This is a genomic window from Mesorhizobium sp. WSM3224 (assembly GCF_000427725.1).
Classification (GTDB): Bacteria; Pseudomonadota; Alphaproteobacteria; order Rhizobiales; family Rhizobiaceae; genus Mesorhizobium.
This window is the reverse complement of the sequence record NZ_KE386577.1, coordinates 78770-99071: the sequence shown is the minus strand read 5'-3', so window position 1 is coordinate 99071 and position 20302 is coordinate 78770. Positions and strand designations below refer to the sequence as shown.

Below are 20302 nucleotides of genomic sequence, written 5' to 3'. Positions count from 1 at the left end.
GGGACAGGGCGGTATAACCGGCCGCGCAATCAGCATCTTCCGCCCCGGTCTTGCACGGCCAGATAAAACATCTGGGAGGAATGCATGACAAGAACAGCTCGCCTCGGGCGCTGCGGCGTCCTCGTTTTGGCAGGTCTTATCGGCACTTGGCTCGGGACCGCCGCGGCGCAGGCCGAGGGCGCCGGCAAGGCCGACATCGAAGCCTTGAAGAAATCGCTGGCCAAGTATGAAGACTATACGGCCGCCGTGCGCGACCTCTATTTGTCGACCGTCGGCTGCGTCCATTACGCTGGCGAAAAGGTAGCCGGCACCATGTACTATCCGAAGGGCGCCATGGGTATCCATTTCGTCAACGTCCCGAGCATCGGCAGGCCGCTCGACCCCATGAAACCCAACGTCCTGATCTACGAGCCGACCAAAAAAGGTTTGAAACTGGTCGGCGTGGAATGGCTGATGCCGCTGACGCCGGACACCAAGGAGGCTCCGACTCTGTTTGGCCAGAAATTCATGGGGCCGATGGAGGGGCACTATCCACTCATCCCGAGAGAGTTCGTCCACTACGATCTTCACGCCTGGCTATTCAGGGACAATCCGAACGGCATGTTCAGCCCGACGAACCCGAACGTGAAATGCACCAAGGCCGATTTCCCGATGCTGGAGAAGCCGACCAAGATGATGCCCGGACCGATGTAGGGCAGGGCGAGCGAGGAGCGCATAATGAAAGCGGCCCCGTTTAATGCATGTCGCCCAGAAGTGTGCAGCGGTTATGGGACAACGACATGCATAAAAACAAAGACCTAAAGCGCGTCGCCGGAATCCGTTTCAGCGCAACACGCTTTAGGGGCCGCTTTTATTTCTGCCTTTGCCGGTCTGAGATCAGACCTTCGCGACGATCCGCATGAAAGCCGGCATGTCGTCTCCGAAGCCGACGGTCGCGTCGTCTTCTTCCTGACGATGGCGGCCGGGCCGGTCGCGCTGCGGCCGGGCGTCGCCGCGCTGCTCGTGGCGGTTGCTCGGGCCCTTGCGTTCGTTCTCGGAACGGATCGCGTCCTTGCGGGCTCGGCGTTCGGCGATATCGGCCACTTCGGCGACAGGCTGCTCGTCGCTCACGGTCTCGGGCGTTTCGTCGCGCTTCGAATGACGGTCCTTCTTGCTGCGCTCGCCGCGGTCCTTGCGGTCCTCGTCCTTGCGGCCGGCGCGACGCGGGGCGCCGCGGCCACGGCGCGGCGCCTCCTCGCCCTCGCTTTCTGTTACGGTCGACAGGTCGCCGTCATGCCATTCTATCTTGGTGCCGATCAGCCGCTCGATGGCGTCGACATATTTGGTGTCGGAACGGGTGGTGATGGTGAACGACTTGCCGGAGCGTCCGGCGCGGCCGGTGCGGCCAATGCGGTGAACATAGTCCTCGGCATGGATCGGCACGTCGTAGTTGAAGACGTGGCTGACATCGGGAATGTCGAGGCCGCGCGCGGCGACGTCGGAGGCAACGAGATAACGCAGCTTGCCGTCGCGGAAATTGGCCAGCATCTGCATGCGCGCGCGCTGGTCCATGTCGCCATGCAGCGCACCGGCGTCGAAATCATGCTTCAAGAGTGAGCGGAACAGCTCCGACACCTCGACCTTGCGGTTGCAGAAGATTATGGCGTTCTTCAAGTCGGCGTCTTCGGCCTTGATCAGGTTGCGCAGCGTCTCACGCTTGTCCCACGGCTTCGCGCCCGACTTCACCAGCCGCTGGATGATGTTGGTCGCGGCGGACGCAGCCTTGGAAACCTCGACGCGCACCGGCGCATGCAGGAATTTCTCGGTGAGCTTGGTGATCTCCGGCGGCATCGTCGCCGAGAAGAACAGCGTCTGGCGCGTGAACGGGATCATCTCGCAGATGCGCTCGATGTCGGGAATGAAGCCCATGTCGAGCATGCGGTCGGCTTCGTCGATGACGAGGATTTCGACGCCGTTGAGCAGAAGCTTGCCGCGCTCGCGGTGGTCGAGCAGGCGGCCAGGCGTTGCGATCAGCACGTCGGCGCCACGCTCAAGCTTCTTGTCCTGCTCGTCGAAGGAGACGCCGCCGATCAAAAGCGCGATGTTGAGCTTGTGGTTCTTGCCGTATCGGATGAAGTTCTCTTCGACCTGTGCGGCGAGCTCGCGCGTCGGCTCGAGGATCAGCGTGCGCGGCATGCGGGCCCGCGCCCGGCCCTTTTCCAGGCGCGTCAGCATCGGCAGCACGAAGGATGCGGTTTTGCCGGTGCCGGTCTGGGCGATGCCCAGAATATCCTTGCCGAGCAGCGCATGCGGGATGGCGCCGGCCTGGATCGGCGTCGGCTGGGTGTAGCCGGCATCGGTGACTGCGGAAAGGACCTTCGGCGACAGGCCGAGGTCCGAAAAGGTCAACGCTTCTTGAGCGGTCGTGGTGTCTGAGGACAAGTGTTTGATGTCTTTGGCTGGTTCGGGAAATCGCAACGCGTGTTGCGGCAGGCGCCGCGCACCTGCAAGGTTGCGGTTGCAGTTAGGCGCAAGTCCGCGATTTGTCAACAGAAACGGGCGGGAATCCGGCGATTGTGAAGACGTAACCTTAATCGCGATGCTTAAAGCGCGTCGCGTTGAAACGGAATCAGGCTGCGCGCTTTAAATCTTGCTTGATGCATGTCGTGTTCACAAAACCGCCGCGCACTTTGGGCGACATGCGTTGATCGAAATAGTATCTTTGCGCCGGCTCAGTAGCGGAATTGCTCGGCAAGGATGCGTTCGTTCCATGAATGGTTCGGATCGAACAGCAAAGTTGCCGTCGCCGTCGGCGATTCCCGCACGGTGACGGAAGCCACCGCCTTGACCTCGGTATGGTCGGCGGCGGCATTCACCGGGCGCTTTTCGGCTTCCAGGATGTCGAAGCGTATCGTCGCCTTGTTGGAGAGCAGCGCTCCGCGCCAGCGCCGCGGGCGGAAGGGACTGACCGGCGTCAGCGCCAGGAGCGGCGCGTCGAGAGGCAGGATCGGCCCGTGCGCCGACAGATTGTAGGCGGTGGAACCGGCGGGCGTGGCGATCATCACGCCGTCGCAATTCAGCTCCTCCAGCCGCACCTGGCCGTCGACGGTGATCCGGATCTTCGCCGTCTGGTAGGACTGGCGCCAAAGCGCCACCTCGTTGATGGCCGGCGCCAATATGGATTCGCCGTCATGCGTGACCGCCACCATTTCGAGCGGCCGGATCGTCTCGGCGACCGCAGTGGAGATGCGTTCTTCAAGGCCGCCGGCGCGATACTCATTCATAAGGAAGCCGATGGTGCCACGGTTCATGCCGTAGATCTTCTTGCCCGTGCTCATCGTCTCGCGCAGCGTCTGCAGGAGAAAACCGTCGCCGCCAAGCGCGATGATGATCTCGGCCTCCGCGACAGGCGCCTGCCCATAGCGCGCCGACAGGCTATCCAGCGCGGCGCGGGCGTCGTCGGTGTCGGAAGAGACGAAGGCGAAACGGCTGGCGGCTTTGCTCATGGCTCCCGGAGCGCGGCCATCTGCGGGGCCGCGTCGGCGACGGCGTAGCATGCGCCGCCCGTGTCTGTGAAGGGCGGGATTTCGCGCTGCCGGCGGGATCGCTGGTGTCGCAATCGCGCTTCGTGACAGCCGCGACACGAATGTGATGGCCGCTATGGTTAAGACGAGGCTTAAACACTCGTAAAGCCGGATCGATCATGTTAGCCGACAGTGGATGGGTGGCGGGGGCTGGCCAGTCGAGAGACCTGTCTATTGCCGGTAACGCGTCTGATCATAGTCTTCCTGATGATGGGAAGTTTCGCGCTCATGTTCGCCGAGCTGGTGCGTCATTCGGAAGAGACGAGCCAGCGGCCGCAGCCGACGGCTTCCCGTTGCGGCGACGCCACCGGAACCCTTTGTCCGCAAAGGGCGCTGTAGGCTTCGCTTTTCCGCTCGCTCAGCCGCTCTGCAGGTGACAGCCGGGCTTGCGCTTGCCCGCGACATACTCGTCGATGAGTTGCCGGTAGCGCACCTTGCCGAAGCTCGGAAAATGGCCGCCATGCACGACCGAGACGTCGAGTTCGCGCATGGCAAGCAGCGTCCCGACATAATCATCGATATCGGAGTGATAGACGTCGTCGATCAACGGCCCGTCATAGACGATGTCGCCTGACAGCAGGATGCCGGTCTTGCTCTCATAAAGCGCGATGCCGCCGGGGGAATGACCAGGCGTGTGGATGACCTCGAAAAAACGGTCGCCGAGATCGACGACGTCCGCGTGTTCGAGCAGCCGGCCGGCCGGCGCGGGCAGGATGCGGTAGCGCGCCGTGTCCCAGCCTTGCGGCATACCGTCGAACATCTCTTCATTGGCGTAGCGGTCAGCGACCGTCCATTCGTTGCGCGGATCGGCGAGGATGGCCGCCTCGGCCGAATGCACGCAGCGATCGGTGAACTCATGGTGGCAGCCGATATGGTCGAAATGCGTGTGGCTGGCGACGCAGGTAAGCTTGCGCTCGGTCACCAGCGGCACATGGCGTCTCAGGCTGAAATGGCCGAGGCCGGTGTCGAACAACAGATCGCGGTCGCGGCCGCGCACATGCCAGATGTTGCAGCGGAAGAACGGCTTTATCCATGGCTCTTGGATGAGCGTGATATCGTCGCCCATGCGGATGGTTTCGTACCAGTCCGGAGCTTCGATGATCGCAAGCGTGCTCATGCTCAGTCCGCCAGCAGGATGATGTCTTGAGGGTTGCACGAAACCGCGATTGTGTCGCCTGCCCCAACGGTGGCGGAAGCGGGAGCCTTGGCGATGAATTGCAGTTCGGGATCCAGCGTCGAGGCGGCCAGCACGCGTTTGAAGCTGCCCTGGAAGACGACATCGCCGACCTTGGCCGTGCCGAGCGCGACATCGCCCGTCGCTTCGCCCAGGATCAGGTGCTCCGGCCGGATGGCGAGAGCGACATGGGCGCCGGCAGGCGATGCGCCGGGCAGCGAAACCGGCCCAACCGGGGTCGAGGCCGTGACGATCCCGCTCTTCGCCTCCGCCACGGTGCCGGAAAGGATCGTGCTCTCGCCCATGAAGGTGGCGGAAAAGCGCGTCGCCGGCCGCGCATAGACCCGCTCGGGCGGGCCTTCGTCCTCGATATGGCCGTCATTCATCACCACGCAATGGTCGGCCAGCGCCATCGCTTCTTCCTGGTCGTGGGTGACATGGATGAAGGCGGTGCCGACGCGCTTCTGGATCGCCTTCAGCTCGTCCTGCATCTGCCGGCGCAGCTTGAGATCCAGCGCGCCGAGCGGCTCGTCGAGCAGCAGCACCGCCGGTTCGATGACCAGCGCGCGGGCCAGCGCCACGCGCTGACGCTGGCCGCCGGAGAGCTGATGCGGCTTCTTGTCGAAGGCTGGGGCCAGCCCGACGAGAGACAGCGCGTCGCGCGCTTTCGCCGCCCGGGTAGCACCGTCGACGCCCTGCATGCGCAGCCCGAAGCCGACATTGCCGCCGACGCTCATATGCGGAAACAGCGCGTAGTCCTGGAAGACCGTCGTCGTCGGGCGCTTGGCCGGCGGCACGGCGGTGCAATCCACGCCGCGAATAAACACCTTGCCTTCGCTGGGCGTGACGAAGCCGCCGAGGATGGAAAGCAGCGTCGTCTTGCCTGAACCCGAGGGTCCGAGCAGGATCGTGTAGCTGCCGGGCTCGATAGCGAGCGAGACATTCTTCAACACCGCAAGCTGGCCGAAGCGGTGCGAGACGTTGCGGATATCGACCAAAGGCGCGTTCATGCCGGCTTTCTCCGCAACAGCGTCAATTCGAAAAACACCACCAGGACGATGGAGACGGCGAACACCAGCGAGCCGACGGCATTGGTTTTGGGATTGAGGCCGGAGCGCAGGAGGTTCCAGATCTCCACCGGAAGCGTCGTCTCGAAACGGGTGAGCAGGAAGGAGATGACGAACTCGTCCCAGGAGAAGGTCATCGACAGGAAGAAACCGGCGAAGATCGCCGGCGCCATCACCGGCACGGTGATCATGAGCAGCACCTTCCATTCGGCGGCACCGAGGTCGCGCGCGGCGCGCTCGATGTTGATCTGGTGGTCGCCCATCTGGCTGTAGATGATGGCGAAGCATAGTGGCAGGTTGATCACGACATGGCCGATGCCGGCAGCAAGCAGCGACTTCGGCACGCCGGCCCAGTTGAACAGCACCAGCAGGCCCATGCCAATGATGAGATAGCTGACGGTGAGCGGCAGCGTGATCAGCCCGCGCAGCAGCGCCGAGCCCGGCAGCACGAAGCGCGCGAAACCCCAGGCCGAGAGGAAGCCGAGCGTGACGGAAGCGAGCGAGGACAGCACCGCCACCAGCAGCGAGTTGACCAGCGCTGAGGTCAGCCGTGCGTCGGTAAGCACCGCCTGGTACCAGCGCAGCGACGGGCCGGTGAAAGGCGGGATCGGGAAGGATGTCGCCTGCAGCGAAAACAGCACCAGCACGACCACGGGCAGGAAGATGAAGCCATAAATGGCGATTGCGTAGACCCAGGCGGCGAAGCGGATGATGGCGCGCATGGTCAGGCCCGCTCGATCTTCAGCCACCGCGCGCAGGTGAGGTAGGCGATGGTGACGACGGCCATCAGGATGATCGACAGCGCCGAGGCCAGCGGGAAATCGCCGCGGCGGCCGATCTGCATCATCACCAGTTGCGGCATGACCAGCTCGTTGTTGCCGCCGAGGATCTGCGGCGTGATGTAGTCGCCGATGCACAGCACGAAGGTGAGGAAGGCGCCGACCATGATGCCCGGCAAGGTCAGCGGCAGCACGACATGCAGGAAAGTGCGGATAGGCCCGGCGCCGAGGTCGGCCGCCGCCTTGCGGTAGCTGGGGCTGAGCTGCTTGAGGTTGGCGAAGATCGTCAGCGTCAAAAGCATGACGAAGAAGTGCACGAAGCCGGTGACTGTGGCGAAACGCGTATTGGCGAGTTGCAGCGGCTCGCCGATCAGGCCGATGCCGGTCAACGCCCGGTTGACGACGCCGTTTTGCGCCAGCACCAGCAGCCAGGAATAGGAGCGAACGACATAGGACGTCCAGAACGGCAGCACGGCCAGCATCAGCGCCAGCCGCTGCCAGCGTTGCGGCACCATCTCAGCGAGGATCCAGGCAAAGGGGTAGGCGAGCAGGATAGAGACGATGGTGACAGTTCCCGTCACCTCCAGCGAGTTCACCATCGCCCGCCAGTAGGACGGATCGGTGAAGAACTGGCTGTAGTTGGCCAGCGTGAATGCGCCGCCTTCATGCGCCGTCAGGCTGGACAGCCCCATAGCGATGAAGGGCAGGACGAAGAAGAGAAGCGTCCATGCCAGCGCCGGCGTGACCAGCGCCCAGGGCGGGGCACGCGAATTGTTTCTTGTGAACGCCATCGGCCGATTTACTGCGCCTGCAGCATCTCGGTCCACATATCCTGCATCTTCTTGTCGAGATCGGCGTTCGGCGCCGGATAGGCCTGGGCGCGAGCGAGGAAGCCCGGCTGCTCGTCGAAGCGCAGGATATTCTTCTGCTCGTCGGTCAGCGCCGCCTTCTTGTTCGCCGGCATGCCCCAATAGCAGGACGAGGTGGCAAGCCGCGCCTGGCCTTCCGGGCTCATGATGTACTGGATGAATTTCAGCGCCATGTCCTTGTTCCTGGAATCCTTGAACATGGCGAGCGACTGCGACCACAGCACGGCGCCTTCCTTAGGGATCGAGAAGTCGAGCGCCGGGTTTTCCTTGGCAAGGCCGGCCGTCACCCATTCGCCACCGCCGACCAGGATATCGACCTCGCCGGTTGCCAAAGCGGTCTGGCTGGCGGTGACCTCGCCGACCAGCTTGGCGTTGGCCTTCATCTTGAGGATCTCGGCCTTGAGCGCGGGCAGGTCTGCCTCGGTGAGATCGGCGGTCTTCTTGCCGATCGCCAGGGCCGCCATGCCGATCACCGGCAGGTAGTAATCATAGATCGCGACCTTGCCCTTGTATTTGTCGCTGGTCAGCGACGCCAAGGATTGCATGTCGGCCGGATCGACCTTGGTCTTGTTGAAGCCAATCGTGTTGTAGCCGAACTTTTCGGTGATGCCGTAGCGCTTGCCGTCGACGATGGTGGACTTGTCCATCTTCACTTCCGCGAAGAGGTCGGCGAAGGGCAATTTGTCTTCGGGAAGCGGCTCGAACAGGCCCTTTTCGACGCCGCGCGGCACGTCGATGGAATCGATCACCATCACGTCCCAGTCGCCCGGCTGCGACTGGTCGACGATGGCCAGCCCAGCGCCGGTGCCTTCGAACTCCTTGACGTTGACCTTGACGTTGTTGGCCTCCTCGAAGGGTTGCAGCAGCGCCGGATCGGAGTGATCGCACCAGATCAGCGCGTTGAGATCGGCGGCCTGAGCGCCGCCCGCCGCGATGAGCAGCGCCGCGGCCGCGCAGGCGGCCGAAAGATGAGACTTCAGGGTGGAAAGCGGAGTCCGGGCATTGACGGTCATCGAGTGTTCTCCCTGCCTTGCTGGCTTGTTGGGAGAAAAGTTGAACCAATTCTAAAATTGAGTCAATTATGATTTTGTGGCAGAGAGGCCGATATGAGCGGATTGCGCGAACGGCAGAAGGCGGACCGGCACCGTCGCATCATCGATGCGGCGACCGGGCTTTTCCGCGAAGCCGGCTATGAGGGCGCCAAGATCGAAGCGATCGCCGCGCAGGCCGAGGTCTCGATCGGCACCATCTACAACTACTACCAGAACAAGGGCGATATCCTCGGCGCCATCGTTTCCCTGGAAGTCAACGAGGTCCTGAACGCTGGGCGAGGGGTGGTCGCCAACCCACCGGCCAATGTCGGCGACGCGCTCGACACGCTGATCGGCATCTACATCGAGCACTCACTGAATTATCTCAGCAAGGAGATGTGGCGGCAGGCGATGGCGATCTCGACGCAATTGCCCGACAGCCCCTTCGGCCAGGCCTATACCGGGCTCGACCGGGAACTGACCAAGCAGATCAGCGCGCTGATCACACGGCTGCAGGAGATCGGCCTGGTGCGCTCTGACATCGATGGGGCGGCGGTGGGGGAGCTGATCTTCAACAACATGAACATGATGTTCATCGAGTTCGTGAAACGCGACGAGGCGAAGATCCCGGACCTGCGCGCGGCGATACGAAGGCAGAACAGGATTCTGGTGGCAGCGATCGGGGTGTGAGGACGGACGCGGTCACGCCAAGATCGAACCGGCCTGGTGGGCAGCCGGAGCGCCGGATTTCTCCAAGCTAAAGCCCTTTCAGTGCGATCAGCGTCGATGCAATCGTGATCGCCGCCACGATCAACACCCAAATCATTGCACTGCGCGTGAACCAAAGGGCGTGCCGCCGCCGCGCACGCCGTAAATTCTTCCGCCAACGGTCGGCTTGGTCGGCGCCAATGTTGAGTTGCATCATGCCAACTTCAGTGCTTCAGCGGATCGCGGTTGAAGGTGATTGTGGGTGGCTTCCACCCTCCAGGCATTTCCAAGGATGCCTCGCGGAAGCTCCGCTCGACATCGGCGGTATATGCGCCGTCATTTTCAAAGCGGTCCCAAAGGATGAAGCCAACAAACAGCGTGATTACGACAAGAGGCCATCGCATCGGAACCTCCCTCAAAGCCCCGCCGATACTATCTGCTCGCGACTCTTGAAATACAAGAGGTTTCTAATATACGCTGGCTAGACGACTGAAAACCTTTACCCAAGCGCAAAGGTTCGCCTATTGGACGGCTGGATATTGCAGCATCAGCGTATGATTTTCTGGTGCCCCCGGCAGGGATCGAACCCGCGACCTTCGGTTTACAAAACCGCTGCTCTACCAGCTGAGCTACAAGGGCACGGCGCTCCGGTAGCACATTTCGTGCGCCAGTAAAGACAAAACTCCGTTTTGGATTGCTAATGGATTGCCTGGCTTAGCCGGCATGCTGAAAAGCGGCGAGGCGCTTCCTACATGTTCGTTAGGTGCAACCGCATCGAACGGGTGCCGCATGATCAGATTCGTCATCATCCTGCCGCTCATCGTCGTGACCTGGCTTCTGCTGATGAAGGCCATCAGCGATCTGAAGAAGGCCAACATCGACTGGACCGGCGTCGCCGCCTTTGTCGGCTTCATCGCGCTTGCCTTCTGGCTGCGGCATGTCACGGGAATGGGGTGAGGGAGTGAGTGGGGAATAGTCAGTAGTGAGTAGGGTCGCCAACCGGCGTGAACTACCTGCTACTCACTACTCACTCGAAAACTCTCGAACCTTTTGCCGCTTCGCCACCACTGATCTCCCGAGGCGAATGGTCGCCTCGATCAAGGATCCAGGAGATCATCATGTTGAAGCGTACCCTTACCTCAGGCATCGTCGCCGTCTTCGTTGCCACCGGCGCGCTCGCCGCTACGGTCGAAACATCCTCGGCTCATGGCCATCATCACCACCACAATCATCATCACAATCATCACGGCACGCCTTGGTGGTGGTGGCACCACAACCACCATCATCATCACCACGGCAAGGTGATCATCTTCCTTTGACGAGAAGACCAATCGTCTTCGAAGGGCGGCCCAACGGCCGCCCTTTTGCTTTTCAGGGATGGTTCGGTCGCCAGCCCAAAAAGCGCGACCACGAACGGCCGGCAAAAAAATCTCGAAAAACCTTCGAACCTTTTTCCGGGCCGCGGCGACCCATGATCAAGAGGCGGATGGTTCGCCTCTCCACTGAAACCAAGGAGAGATCGTCATGTTCAAGCGCACCATCGTTTCCGGCCTCATCGCCACCACCGTCGCTGCCGGCTCGCTCGTCGGCACCGTCCAGCCTTCGGCCGCCCACGGCCATCATCACCGCCGCGAGCTCGGCATCGGCATCGCCGCCGGCGTCGGTGGCTTCGTGCTCGGCAGCCTGCTTGCCCAGCAGCAGCCCCGCACCGTCTATGTCGAGGAAGACGGCTACGACTCGATCCACGTCCGCCGCTGCTATGCTCGCTACGCCAGCTACGATGAACGTTCCGACACCTATATGAGCTATGACGGCCCGCGCTATTGCAGGCTTTAAGGAGGAGCCGAACCAACGACAGGAAAGTGGGGCTGTACGCAGCCCCTTTTCTTGCGTTTCAGCGTCGGCGCTCTTCCGCCGTCGCCAACTATAAGTTCAAGGCTTGGAGCCGGGCATCGCCAGTCCCGCCATGCGGCAGGCGGCGCCAACCGAGGCGTCGTCATCTATCGCCACGAGTTCGAAACTGTTGCCGCTGTCAGGGTAGATCTTGCCGATGAAAGGCTCGTTGCCACCGGAACCGCTGGCCGCGCTTTTGTCGTCCACAAAGCCGCACACCACAATCTCGTGGCGGCCGTCCAACGTGCGCTCTCCGGCAAGCATCGTTCCGAACTTGGCAGCGATAGGGTTCCTCAGGTGCTGGCGGACGCCGGCGGTGATGATCTCCTCCAAGGCCAGCGAGATCGGAATAGGATCGACGCGTTGGCTGCCGCTGCGTTCGAGCGGCGGCGGTGCCGTCGCCACGCATCCGCAAAGCGAAACGGCAGACAGGAGCTGAACAGTTTTCCGCATCCGTGCCCTTTCGCATGCATTCCAGCGCGGCCGCAAGGCGACCAAGTCCACGTGAAGGTGTACAGCTAATTTGCCAGCGTTTAGTCTGGCTTTGACGTCAATGCGGGGGAGGGTGGCTTGGACGAGCAGGATCCTAAAGAAGACCTGATCGAGCCGGTTTTTCGCAACGGCACGGTCACCACCGTCGGCATCCTGCTGGCCTTCTCGCTGGGCTTCATCACGCATTGGGCGGCGAACCCCATCCCTTGGCAGACCTACCATTTGCTTGCCGTGGTGCCGATCCTGGTCGGCATCGCCCTGCAGATGCGGGCGCTTGCCATACTGCTCGACCCGAAATCGTTGCAGCGTTCGATCCATGCGCGCGCCAACCGGATCTTCATTACCGGCCTGGTCTTCACGGCCTGTGGCGTCGGTGGCGCGATCCTGCTCGATTTCTTCGACATCGCGGCCAAGAGCGCGCTGCCCGGCGCATCGTAGCGCTCAAGCCTTCGCGCCGCCGATCATCTTCGTCACTTCGGCCGCCGCGTCGCGCACCAGCGGACCGATCTCGGCCAGTCGCTCGGGCGTGACCCGCACCGTCGGGCCGGACACCGAAACGCCGCCGATCGGCTCGCCATACTCGTCGAAGATGGCGGCGGCCACGCATCGCATGCCGGGGTGGCGTTCCTCGTCGTCGACCGACCAGCCGCGATGCTTGATGGTGGCTAGATCGTGGGCCAACGCCGAAATGTCCGACAGCGTCTTGTCCGTGTAGCGTTGCAGGCCTGCCTTGCGCAGGATGATCGCAACCCGTTCCGGCTCGAGATGCGCCAGCACCGCCTTGCCGATGCCCGAGGCATGGAAGGGGCTGCGCGTGCCCGGCCGGAAGAAGGCGCGGATTGCCTGATGCGTCTCGACCTGGCTGACGAAAACGACGCAATCGTCCTCGGCGACGCCGAGATTGGCGGTCTCGCCGGTCCTTTCCATGAGCTCCTGCATGACGATGCGGGCGCGGTCGACCAGCTTGCGCCGGCGCAGGAAGGCCGCGCCCATGCGGTAGGTCTCGACGCCGACGGACCAGAGCTGGTCGGTCGTATCGAACTCGACCATGCCGTGGTTCTCCAGCGTCGTCAGCATGCGATAGGCGGTGGAGGCGGCAATGCCGCTTTGCGCCGCGATCTCGCTGAGCGACAGGCCGCTGGCTTCCGCTACGATCGCCAGGATGCGCAGCGCCCGGTCAAGCGACTGCACCGAGGCCGCTTCGGACGGACCGTTGAAGGCGCGCGGCCGGCCGCGCTGGCGTTTTTCCGTCGTTTCCATAAACGGCATCCTCGCCGATTTGGCGTCGGATGCAATGAAAAAGTTTTTCATCGGTTTTCTGGTGAGGTTTCCTGGAAAACAAAAAATGCAGAGAAATCAGTGAACAAGGCGCATTTTCTCGAAATGAAAAAATATTCTGAAAAAATTGAAAAATCAAAAGCGCGCTGGCATTCTCAAGCCAACCAACGAAATGGAGGCTTGCTATGGCCAGGATGCGCGCTGTCGACGCGGCGGTTCTCGTTCTCGAAAAGGAAGGCATCACCAACGCCTTCGGCGTGCCGGGCGCGGCGATCAACCCGCTCTATTCCGCGCTGAAGGCGCGCGGCACCATCCGCCACGTGCTTGCACGCCATGTCGAGGGCGCCTCGCACATGGCCGAAGGTTTTACGCGGGCCAAGGCAGGGAACATCGGATTGTGCATCGGCACTTCCGGTCCGGCCGGCACCGACATGATCACCGGCCTCTATTCGGCCTCGGCGGATTCCATTCCGATCCTCTGCATCACCGGCCAGGCGCCGCGCGCGCGCCTCAACAAGGAGGATTTCCAGGCCGTCGACATCGCTTCGATAGCGGCCCCCGTCGCCAAATGGGCGGTCACCGTCATGGAGCCCTATCTGGTGCCGATGGCGCTGCAGAAGGCGTTCCACCTGATGCGCTCCTCGCGGCCCGGGCCGGTGCTGATCGACCTGCCGGTCGACGTGCAGCTCGCCGAGATCGAATTCGACATCGACGCCTATGAGCCGCTGGCTCCCTTCAAACCGGCGATGACACGCGCCCAGGCCGAGAAGGCGCTGGCGATGCTCAACCAGGCGGAAAAGCCGCTGATCGTCGCCGGCGGCGGCATCATCAACGCCGATGCGTCCGATTTGTTGATCGAATTCGCCGAGATCACCGGCGTGCCGGTCATCCCGACCCTAATGGGCTGGGGCGCGATCCCCGACGACCATCGGCTGATGGCCGGCATGTGCGGCCTGCAGACCTCGCACCGCTACGGCAACGCGACGATGCTTGAAGCCGACTTCGTCTTCGGCATCGGCAACCGCTGGGCCAACCGCCATACCGGCTCGGTCGACGTCTACACCAAGGGCAAGAAGTTCATCCATGTCGACATTGAGCCCACCCAGATAGGCCGTGTCTTCGCGCCGGATCTCGGCGTCGTCTCGGATGCGGGCGCCGCGCTCAAGATCCTGCTCGACGTCGCCACCGAATGGCGCACGGCCGGCAAGCTGCGCGACTGGTCGGGCTGGGCCAGGGAATGCCAGCAGCGCAAGAAGACGATGAAGCGCAAGACGCATTTCGAGCAGGTGCCGCTCAAGCCGCAGCGCGTCTATGAGGAGATGAACAAGGCTTTCGGCCGCGACACCACCTATGTCACCACGATCGGTCTGTCGCAGATTGCCGGCGCGCAGTTCCTGCATGTCTATAAGCCGCGCAACTGGATCAATTGCGGCCAGGCCGGCCCGCTCGGCTGGACGCTGCCGGCGGCGCTCGGCGTGCGTGCCGCCGATCCGGACAGGGATATCGTCGCGCTCTCCGGCGATTACGATTTCCAGTTCATGATCGAGGAGCTGGCGGTCGGCGCGCAGCACAAGCTGCCCTATATCCACGTCGTCGTGAACAACGCCTATCTCGGCCTGATCCGCCAGGCGCAACGCGGCTTCTCGATGGATTACGAGGTGAGCCTTGCCTTCGAGAACGTCAACCGTGCAGGCGATCCGGAGGCGGGCTACGGCGTCGACCATGTCGCGGTCGCCGAGGCGATGGGCTGCAAGGCGGTCCGGGTGCGCAAGCCCGACGAGTTCGCCGGCGCCTTCAAGGAGGCGCAGCGGCTGATGAAGGAGCATCAGGTTCCGGTCGTGCTTGAATTCATCCTCGAGCGGGTCACCAACATTTCCATGGGCACGGAAATCGACAAGATCACCGAATTCGAGGACCTTGCCGAAAGCCATGAAGATGCGCCGACCGCGATCGTCATGTTGGATTAAGATCCGGCGCAGAGAAGGAGAAAAAGAATGCCGCGCTTTTCAGCCAATCTCTCGATGCTCTTCGGCGAGCACGAGTTCCTCGACCGCTTCGATGCCGCCGCCCGCGCCGGCTTCAAGGGCGTCGAATATATCGGCCCCTATGATCATGCGCCGGACGTCGTCGCGGCGCGCCTGAAGAAGAACGGCCTGACCCAGGTTCTCTTCAACCTGCCGGCCGGCGATTGGGGCAAGGGCGAGCGCGGCATCGCCGTGCTGCCCGACCGCGTGCCGGAATTCCGCCAGGGAGTAGCCAAGGCGATCTCGTATGCCCATGCGCTGGGCTGCGAGCAGGTCAACTGCCTTGCCGGCATCGCGCCGCAGGGCGCCGATCGCACCGTGTTGGAAAACGTCTTTGCCGAAAACCTCGCCTTTGCGGCCGAAAAGCTGGAGCAGGCCGGCATCAGGCTGTTGATCGAGCCGATCAACACCCGCGACATCCCCGGCTTCTTCCTGAACTATTCCGATCAGGCGCTGGCGCTGATCGACCGCATCGGCTCGAAGAACCTGTTCCTGCAATACGACATCTATCACATGCAGATCATGGAGGGGGATCTCGCCCGTACCATCGAGGCAAACCTCAGCCGCATCGCGCATATCCAGCTTGCGGACAATCCCGGCCGTCACGAGCCGGGGACGGGCGAGATCAACTATCCTTTCCTCTACGACCATATCGACCGCCTCGGCTATTCCGGCTGGATCGGCGCCGAATACAAGCCGCAAGCCGGCACCGAAGCGGGGCTCGGCTGGTTCCAGAAGCTCGCCGGGCAGGGCAGCGCGGCGGCTTAGCTGTTGCATATTGAGGTCGCGATCCTTCGCGCCCCCCTCTGGCCTGCCGGCCATCTCCCCCACAGGTGGGGGGATCGGCAGCTTCGACGCTGGCTCGCAACTTTGGCAGCCTCAACAATTTGCGGAGGCAGTGGCGACATCCAATCTCCCCCTTGTGGGGGAGATGTCCGGCAGGACAGAGGGGGGCGTGACAGAACGCGGCCCAACAAAAAGACGGAGAGAACAACTATGGAAACCATCGGCTTTATCGGCCTCGGCATCATGGGCGCGCCGATGGCGGGGCATCTGCTCGACGCAGGCTATCCGGTCATCGCCAGCGACCATCGCTCGAAGCCAGCGACCGATCTCGTCGCCAAGGGGTTGAAGACCGTTACCGGCCACAATGCAGTGGCCAAGGCCGCGGACATCATCATCACCATGGTCCCGGATACACCGCAGGTGGCCGACGTGCTGTTCGGCGAGAACGGCGTCGCGACCGGCCTGTCGAAGGGCAAGCTCGTCGTCGACATGAGCTCGATCTCGCCGATTGCCACCAAGGAATTCGCGAAGAAGATCAACGAGCTCGGCTGCGATTATCTCGACGCGCCAGTGTCGGGCGGCGAGGTCGGCGCCAAGGCGGCTTCACTCACCATTATGGTCGGCGGCGAGGAAAAGGCGTTCGAACGCGCCAGGGTGGTGTTCGAGAAGATGGGCAAGAACATCACGCTGGTCGGGCCGAACGGCGTCGGCCAGACCACCAAGGTCGCCAACCAGATCGTGGTGGCACTCACCATCGAGGCCGTCGGCGAGGCCCTCGTCTTTGCCTCCAAGGCCGGCGCCGATCCGGCCAAGGTCAGGCAGGCGCTGATGGGCGGTCTCGCCGCCTCGCGCATCCTCGAAGTGCATGGCGAGCGCATGATCAAGCGAACCTTCACGCCGGGCTTCCGCATCGAATTGCACCAGAAGGACCTCAACCTCGCGCTTGAAGGCGCCAAGGCGCTAGGTGTCTCGCTACCCAACACCTCAACGACGCAGCAGCTGTTCAATTCCTGCGCCGCCAATGGCGGCGCCAAGGAAGATCACTCGGCACTGGTGAGAGCGCTGGAGCGCATGGCGGGGCATGAGATTAGTCAGTAGTGAGTGGTCAGTAGTGAGCAGTCACTTTTTTTACTACTCGCTAACTAGAAACTTCCTCGCCGCGTAAAGGCTGATCGCCGCCGCATTCGACACGTTGAGCGAGTGGATGGCGCCGGGCATGTCGAGACGGGCGAGCGCGGCCACCGTCTCGCGGGTCTTCAGCCGCAGGCCCTTGCCTTCCGCGCCCAACACCAGCGCGATTTTCGCGCCGTCGAAGGTCTTTTCGAGCTCGGCCGGTCCTTCGGAATCGAGCCCGATGGTCTGGAAACCAGCCTCGTGCAACTGTCCCAGCGCATCGGCGAGGTTCTTCACCTCGATCTGGTCGATGTGTTCCAGCGCGCCGGAGGCCGATTTGGCCAACACACCGGATTCCTGCGGGCTGTGGCGGGCGGTGGTGATAAGCGCGCCGGCGCCGAAAGCGACCGCGGAACGCAGGATCGCGCCGACATTGTGCGGGTCCGTCACCTGGTCGAGCACCAGCACCAGCTTGGTATCGCCAAGCGCGTCGAGACGCTTCGGCCTGAGCGGCTCGGCTTCGATCAGCACGCCTTGATGTACGGCGTCCGACCCGGTGATCCGGTCGATGTCTTTCGGTTCGACCAGTTCGGCCTTGAAGGGCAGGGCGGCCAGGTCCCCGATCGCCAGCCGCTCGGCGGCATTGCGGGTCACCAGCATTCTTCTGATCTTGCGCCGTGGATTGTCGAGTGCGGCCCGCACCGTGTGCAGGCCGTAGAGCCGCACCAGTCCATCGGCGGGCGCGTCGCCCGGCGGCACCGGCTGGCGCGGCCGGAACGCAGGCGCGCCGGCCTTCTGGTCGCGATGGGCGCGCCTCAGTTTGGCGTAGTGGGTGTCCTTGCGCGTGCCGGGCTTGTTGCTTTGATCGTCGCTCATTGGGCCTCTATAGCGGCCCCGTTCGGCTAAGGATATGGCCTGCGGCAATGAATGCCGAACATCATCGAAAAACCCTGGCCACGGCGGTTGACACCCATCGGCCTTGCCGCCATAAGGCGCTTCGCTGATTTCGGAGAAGATCCTGCTCGGGCTCCGGATCGGCGCGAATGCCTCGTTGCATGGCTCCGGCGGCAGACTGGAGAGGTGCCCGAGTGGTTAAAGGGGACGGACTGTAAATCCGTTGGCTTAGCCTACGTTGGTTCGAATCCAACCCTCTCCACCACTGCCGGCCCGGAAGCCCTGAAACGAAAAGTCTCGGACCGAAAGTGCATGGCGCTTTTCGGGTGAATCCGGTACTTCAGTGTAGGCGCGGGTATAGCTCAGTGGTAGAGCAGCAGCCTTCCAAGCTGAATATGCGGGTTCGATTCCCGCTACCCGCTCCAGATTTCCATCCGCATGAATTCAACAACGAAAAAGCCGCGCGCCCTTCGCGCGCAGCTAATCCGCGAGGTCTGATGCCGCCGCCTAGCTGTTGAAAGCCGAGGCGACCTGATGGTTCTGCGGGACCTGGCCGTTCGGAGTCAGCTTGTCGACGATGCCGGGCAGCGCCGCGGAGAGCTGTTGCAGGAGTTCCTGCTCGTTGAGGCCGGTGCGCTGCGCAATCTCGCGGATGACCTGCGGACCGATCGCGGCGCCGAGATCATTAGCGTTGATCGGCTGGTTCTGGCCGGTGCCGACCCAGGAGTCGGCGACGTTGCCATGGCCGGCATTCTTCAGCTTGTCGAGCAGCCCGCCGAGGCCGCCGAGCAGGCCGCCATCGGCGGACGTGTCGGTTCCCGCAGGGGTCGGCGCCGGCGCTTGCGGCGCGGCCGGTTCTTCGCTTCTGCCGCTCAGCATCTTGCCGACCAGCAGCGCGCCGAGCGCGATCATCAGGGGTTTGGTGATATTGCCGCCCGGAACGGCATTGTCGAAAAGGCCCATCGTGGGTCTCCTTGTCCAGCCAGTCCGCCCGGCCCCAGAATGGCGCAAACGGACGGAATTTCAAGCTGCCTTGAGCTTTTGACAATCATATGAACATGATGGCGCGGGCGGGGATTTGGAGGGAATTATGGGCATCATCAGCTGGATCATTCTCGGCATCGTCGCCGGGTTCATCGGCAGCAAGATCGTCAACAAGACCGGTCAGGGCATGATCATGGATATCGTGCTCGGTATTGTCGGCGCCATCGTCGGCGGCGTGATCTTCAGTGCCTTCGGCGCATCGGGCGTCACCGGCCTCAACATCTGGAGCTTGATCGTGGCCGTCATCGGCTCGGTCGTCGTGCTCTGGGCCTATCACCAGATTTCCGGCAAGCGCACGCTGTAGAGCCGAGGAAGCTGTAGTCGTCCGGCTGTGGAAGGCCGGCCCGTCGGGGTCGGCCTGCGCAGGGTTTATGCCGTCAGGCGACCATGGCCAGCCGGCGCCTTCTTTCGTCGAGCGAGACGATCGCGAGACCGCTGGCCATCACCAGCAATATGCCGCAGACGGCGAGCGCGTTCGGAAACTGCCCGAACACCAAGAGCCCCGAAATGACCGCCCAGACGGTGAAGCAGTAATAGAAAGGCGCGGCCGCGCTTGTCGGCCCGACCCTGTAGGCCATGAAGATGAAGAAATGGCCGAAGATCAGGAAAAGGCCGGCGCCGGCAATCAGGATGAGATGACGTCCCTCGGGCATCACCCATTGCTCCGAGACAAGGTGCGCCGCGCCAGCGCCGACCAGCACCACGAGGACGGCGGAGATGGCGACGATCATGCCGGGCACCTCGGCGCCCACCTTGCGGCCGGCAAGGTCGCGCACCGCCGCAAAGGCCGCATTGCCGAGCGCCAGCAGGGCATAGACCGAAATGCCCTGCATGGTCGGCTGCGCCACCATAAGCGCCCCGATAAAGCCGAGACCGATCAGCGCCATGCGCGTGGCGCCGATCTTTTCGCCGAACAGCATCGAGGAACCTACCAGCACGATGAGCGGCGTGACCTGGCCGAGCGCCGTCGAATCCGCGATCTGCATGTTGGCCAGAGCGACGACGTAGCAGAGGATCGCCAGAAGTTCGAAAAGGTTCCGGCGCAGCACCTTGCGCTCGAAAAGCAGCGGGACCTGCCTGGCATAGCCTAGCATCAGAAGCAGCGGCACGCCCCACAGCGTTGCGGCCGCACCGCGCAGCAACAGCACTTCATAGGGCGGCAGCCCGCTGGTCGCGAGCTTCATCATCGTGTCGTTGACGAGGTAGGATCCCGTCGAGACGATCATGAACAGCGGGCCGCGGATGTGTGCCGGAATGAACTGCATCCGGCGACAAAATCAGAGCGGCGTCGCGGCGGCAATGGGCCAGCCCGGAGCCTTTGATTTCATGCACGGCGTCCCTATATCCGCGCCATATCCCCTGAAAATCGACCGTTGGTTCGGGTCGGGCGGGAATCCGCTCAGCCACAAGGTACTTGTGTTTTTCAACCGTTGTCGCTAATCGCCCCGCATTCGACTGAACTGAAGGTCAAGGCCGTCCAAGGAAAGAGACTATGGCAAAAGGTAAATTCGAGCGCACCAAGCCGCATGTGAACATTGGCACGATCGGTCACGTCGATCATGGCAAGACGTCGCTGACGGCGGCGAT

24 protein-coding genes and 3 tRNA genes are annotated in these 20302 nt (G+C 62.7%); 13 read left to right on the top strand and 14 right to left on the bottom strand.

The features are described from left to right. Window positions 1-84: 84 nt before the first annotated feature. Window positions 85-693, top strand: coding sequence for a hypothetical protein (locus tag YU3_RS0134545; protein WP_027170407.1), 609 nt, complete (start codon window positions 85-87; stop codon window positions 691-693). A 183-nt stretch (window positions 694-876) separates the two neighbouring features. On the opposite strand, the gene YU3_RS0134540 is transcribed toward YU3_RS0134545, so the two are convergent. The 7 genes from YU3_RS0134540 to YU3_RS0134510 form a co-directional block, all read right to left on the bottom strand. Further along, a complete protein-coding gene (locus tag YU3_RS0134540) occupies window positions 877-2421 on the bottom strand; it encodes a DEAD/DEAH box helicase (RefSeq protein WP_027170406.1) in 1545 nt (514 codons plus the stop codon). A 290-nt stretch (window positions 2422-2711) separates the two neighbouring features. Then, a complete protein-coding gene (locus YU3_RS0134535) occupies window positions 2712-3485 on the bottom strand; it encodes an NAD kinase (protein WP_027170405.1) in 774 nt (257 codons plus the stop codon). A 436-nt stretch (window positions 3486-3921) separates the two neighbouring features. Next, entirely contained in the window at window positions 3922-4680 is a 759-nt protein-coding gene (locus YU3_RS0134530) for an MBL fold metallo-hydrolase (RefSeq protein ID WP_027170404.1), read from the bottom strand. Window positions 4681-4682: 2 nt separating this feature from the next. Then, window positions 4683-5747, bottom strand: a complete 1065-nt coding sequence (locus YU3_RS0134525; RefSeq protein ID WP_027170403.1) for an ABC transporter ATP-binding protein — start codon at window positions 5745-5747, stop codon at window positions 4683-4685. Further along, window positions 5744-6526: an ABC transporter permease gene (locus YU3_RS0134520; protein ID WP_027170402.1), complete on the bottom strand. Its 783-nt coding sequence runs from the start codon at window positions 6524-6526 to the stop codon at window positions 5744-5746. The genes YU3_RS0134525 and YU3_RS0134520 overlap by 4 nt, the downstream gene beginning before the upstream one ends. 2 nt (window positions 6527-6528) lie before the next feature. Beyond that, entirely contained in the window at window positions 6529-7374 is an 846-nt protein-coding gene (locus tag YU3_RS0134515) for an ABC transporter permease (protein WP_027170401.1), read from the bottom strand. Between the two features lie 8 nt (window positions 7375-7382). Next, window positions 7383-8465, bottom strand: coding sequence for a spermidine/putrescine ABC transporter substrate-binding protein (locus YU3_RS0134510; protein ID WP_027170400.1), 1083 nt, complete (start codon window positions 8463-8465; stop codon window positions 7383-7385). A gap of 93 nt (window positions 8466-8558) precedes the next feature. Here YU3_RS0134510 and YU3_RS0134505 point away from each other — a divergent pair, with 93 nt between their 5' ends. Further along, the gene (locus YU3_RS0134505) at window positions 8559-9173 is read left to right on the top strand and encodes a TetR/AcrR family transcriptional regulator (protein WP_027170399.1); all 615 of its coding nucleotides are present in this window, start codon (window positions 8559-8561) and stop codon (window positions 9171-9173) included. Window positions 9174-9240: 67 nt separating this feature from the next. Here YU3_RS0134505 and YU3_RS41495 read toward each other — a convergent pair whose 3' ends face one another. Both YU3_RS41495 and YU3_RS0134490 read right to left on the bottom strand, forming a co-directional pair. After that, entirely contained in the window at window positions 9241-9408 is a 168-nt protein-coding gene (locus tag YU3_RS41495) for a hypothetical protein (RefSeq protein WP_198021772.1), read from the bottom strand. Window positions 9409-9754: 346 nt separating this feature from the next. After that, window positions 9755-9830 (bottom strand) — tRNA-Thr (locus YU3_RS0134490). A gap of 150 nt (window positions 9831-9980) precedes the next feature. Between YU3_RS0134490 and YU3_RS41120 the strand changes: the two genes are divergently transcribed. The 3 genes from YU3_RS41120 to YU3_RS0134475 all read left to right on the top strand — a co-directional run bounded on the left by YU3_RS41120 (window position 9981) and on the right by YU3_RS0134475 (window position 11027). Next, a complete protein-coding gene (locus tag YU3_RS41120; RefSeq protein WP_156913707.1) occupies window positions 9981-10148 on the top strand; it encodes a hypothetical protein in 168 nt (55 codons plus the stop codon). A gap of 161 nt (window positions 10149-10309) precedes the next feature. Next, on the top strand, window positions 10310-10510 hold the full coding sequence (locus YU3_RS40260) for a hypothetical protein (protein WP_084508516.1): 201 nt from the start codon (window positions 10310-10312) through the stop codon (window positions 10508-10510). Between the two features lie 205 nt (window positions 10511-10715). After that, on the top strand, window positions 10716-11027 hold the full coding sequence (locus YU3_RS0134475; protein WP_027170396.1) for a BA14K family protein: 312 nt from the start codon (window positions 10716-10718) through the stop codon (window positions 11025-11027). Between the two features lie 96 nt (window positions 11028-11123). Here the strand turns inward: YU3_RS0134475 and YU3_RS0134470 are convergent, their stop codons facing one another. Further along, window positions 11124-11489, bottom strand: coding sequence for a hypothetical protein (locus tag YU3_RS0134470; RefSeq protein WP_156913706.1), 366 nt, complete (start codon window positions 11487-11489; stop codon window positions 11124-11126). A gap of 165 nt (window positions 11490-11654) precedes the next feature. Between YU3_RS0134470 and YU3_RS0134465 the strand changes: the two genes are divergently transcribed. Continuing rightward, complete coding sequence (locus tag YU3_RS0134465) at window positions 11655-12014, top strand: hypothetical protein (RefSeq protein ID WP_027170394.1); 360 nt, start codon at window positions 11655-11657, stop codon at window positions 12012-12014. Window positions 12015-12017: 3 nt separating this feature from the next. On the opposite strand, the gene bhcR is transcribed toward YU3_RS0134465, so the two are convergent. Beyond that, complete coding sequence (gene bhcR / locus YU3_RS0134460; RefSeq protein WP_027170393.1) at window positions 12018-12836, bottom strand: HTH-type transcriptional regulator BhcR; 819 nt, start codon at window positions 12834-12836, stop codon at window positions 12018-12020. 203 nt (window positions 12837-13039) lie between these two features. Between bhcR and gcl the strand changes: the two genes are divergently transcribed. The 3 genes from gcl (at window position 13040) to YU3_RS0134445 (ending at window position 16762) form a co-directional block, all read left to right on the top strand. Further along, window positions 13040-14821, top strand: coding sequence for a glyoxylate carboligase (gcl, locus tag YU3_RS0134455; RefSeq protein WP_027170392.1), 1782 nt, complete (start codon window positions 13040-13042; stop codon window positions 14819-14821). Window positions 14822-14848: 27 nt separating this feature from the next. Next, window positions 14849-15646 carry a hydroxypyruvate isomerase gene (gene hyi / locus YU3_RS0134450; protein ID WP_027170391.1) on the top strand — a complete coding sequence of 266 codons (798 nt, stop codon included), beginning with the start codon at window positions 14849-14851 and terminating at the stop codon, window positions 15644-15646. Window positions 15647-15874: 228 nt separating this feature from the next. Next, window positions 15875-16762, top strand: a complete 888-nt coding sequence (locus YU3_RS0134445) for a 2-hydroxy-3-oxopropionate reductase (RefSeq protein WP_027170390.1) — start codon at window positions 15875-15877, stop codon at window positions 16760-16762. A gap of 33 nt (window positions 16763-16795) precedes the next feature. Here the strand turns inward: YU3_RS0134445 and YU3_RS0134440 are convergent, their stop codons facing one another. Beyond that, the gene (locus tag YU3_RS0134440; protein ID WP_027170389.1) at window positions 16796-17653 is read right to left on the bottom strand and encodes an RNA methyltransferase; all 858 of its coding nucleotides are present in this window, start codon (window positions 17651-17653) and stop codon (window positions 16796-16798) included. A 198-nt stretch (window positions 17654-17851) separates the two neighbouring features. Between YU3_RS0134440 and YU3_RS0134435 the strand changes: the two genes are divergently transcribed. Together YU3_RS0134435 and YU3_RS0134430 are read left to right on the top strand one after the other, a co-directional pair. Beyond that, window positions 17852-17936, top strand: a tRNA-Tyr gene (locus YU3_RS0134435). An 86-nt stretch (window positions 17937-18022) separates the two neighbouring features. Further along, window positions 18023-18096 (top strand) — tRNA-Gly (locus tag YU3_RS0134430). 82 nt (window positions 18097-18178) lie between these two features. On the opposite strand, the gene YU3_RS0134425 is transcribed toward YU3_RS0134430, so the two are convergent. Then, window positions 18179-18634 (bottom strand): YidB family protein, encoded by a 456-nt coding sequence (locus tag YU3_RS0134425; RefSeq protein ID WP_027170388.1) that lies wholly within the window; start codon window positions 18632-18634, stop codon window positions 18179-18181. A 127-nt stretch (window positions 18635-18761) separates the two neighbouring features. Here YU3_RS0134425 and YU3_RS0134420 point away from each other — a divergent pair, with 127 nt between their 5' ends. Beyond that, the gene (locus YU3_RS0134420; protein ID WP_027170387.1) at window positions 18762-19019 is read left to right on the top strand and encodes a GlsB/YeaQ/YmgE family stress response membrane protein; all 258 of its coding nucleotides are present in this window, start codon (window positions 18762-18764) and stop codon (window positions 19017-19019) included. Between the two features lie 73 nt (window positions 19020-19092). Here the strand turns inward: YU3_RS0134420 and YU3_RS0134415 are convergent, their stop codons facing one another. Next, window positions 19093-19980, bottom strand: a complete 888-nt coding sequence (locus YU3_RS0134415) for a DMT family transporter (RefSeq protein WP_027170386.1) — start codon at window positions 19978-19980, stop codon at window positions 19093-19095. 227 nt (window positions 19981-20207) lie between these two features. Here YU3_RS0134415 and YU3_RS41490 point away from each other — a divergent pair. Then, the coding region (locus tag YU3_RS41490) for a GTP-binding protein (protein WP_032936484.1) at window positions 20208-20302 on the top strand (95 nt) is incomplete at its 3' end.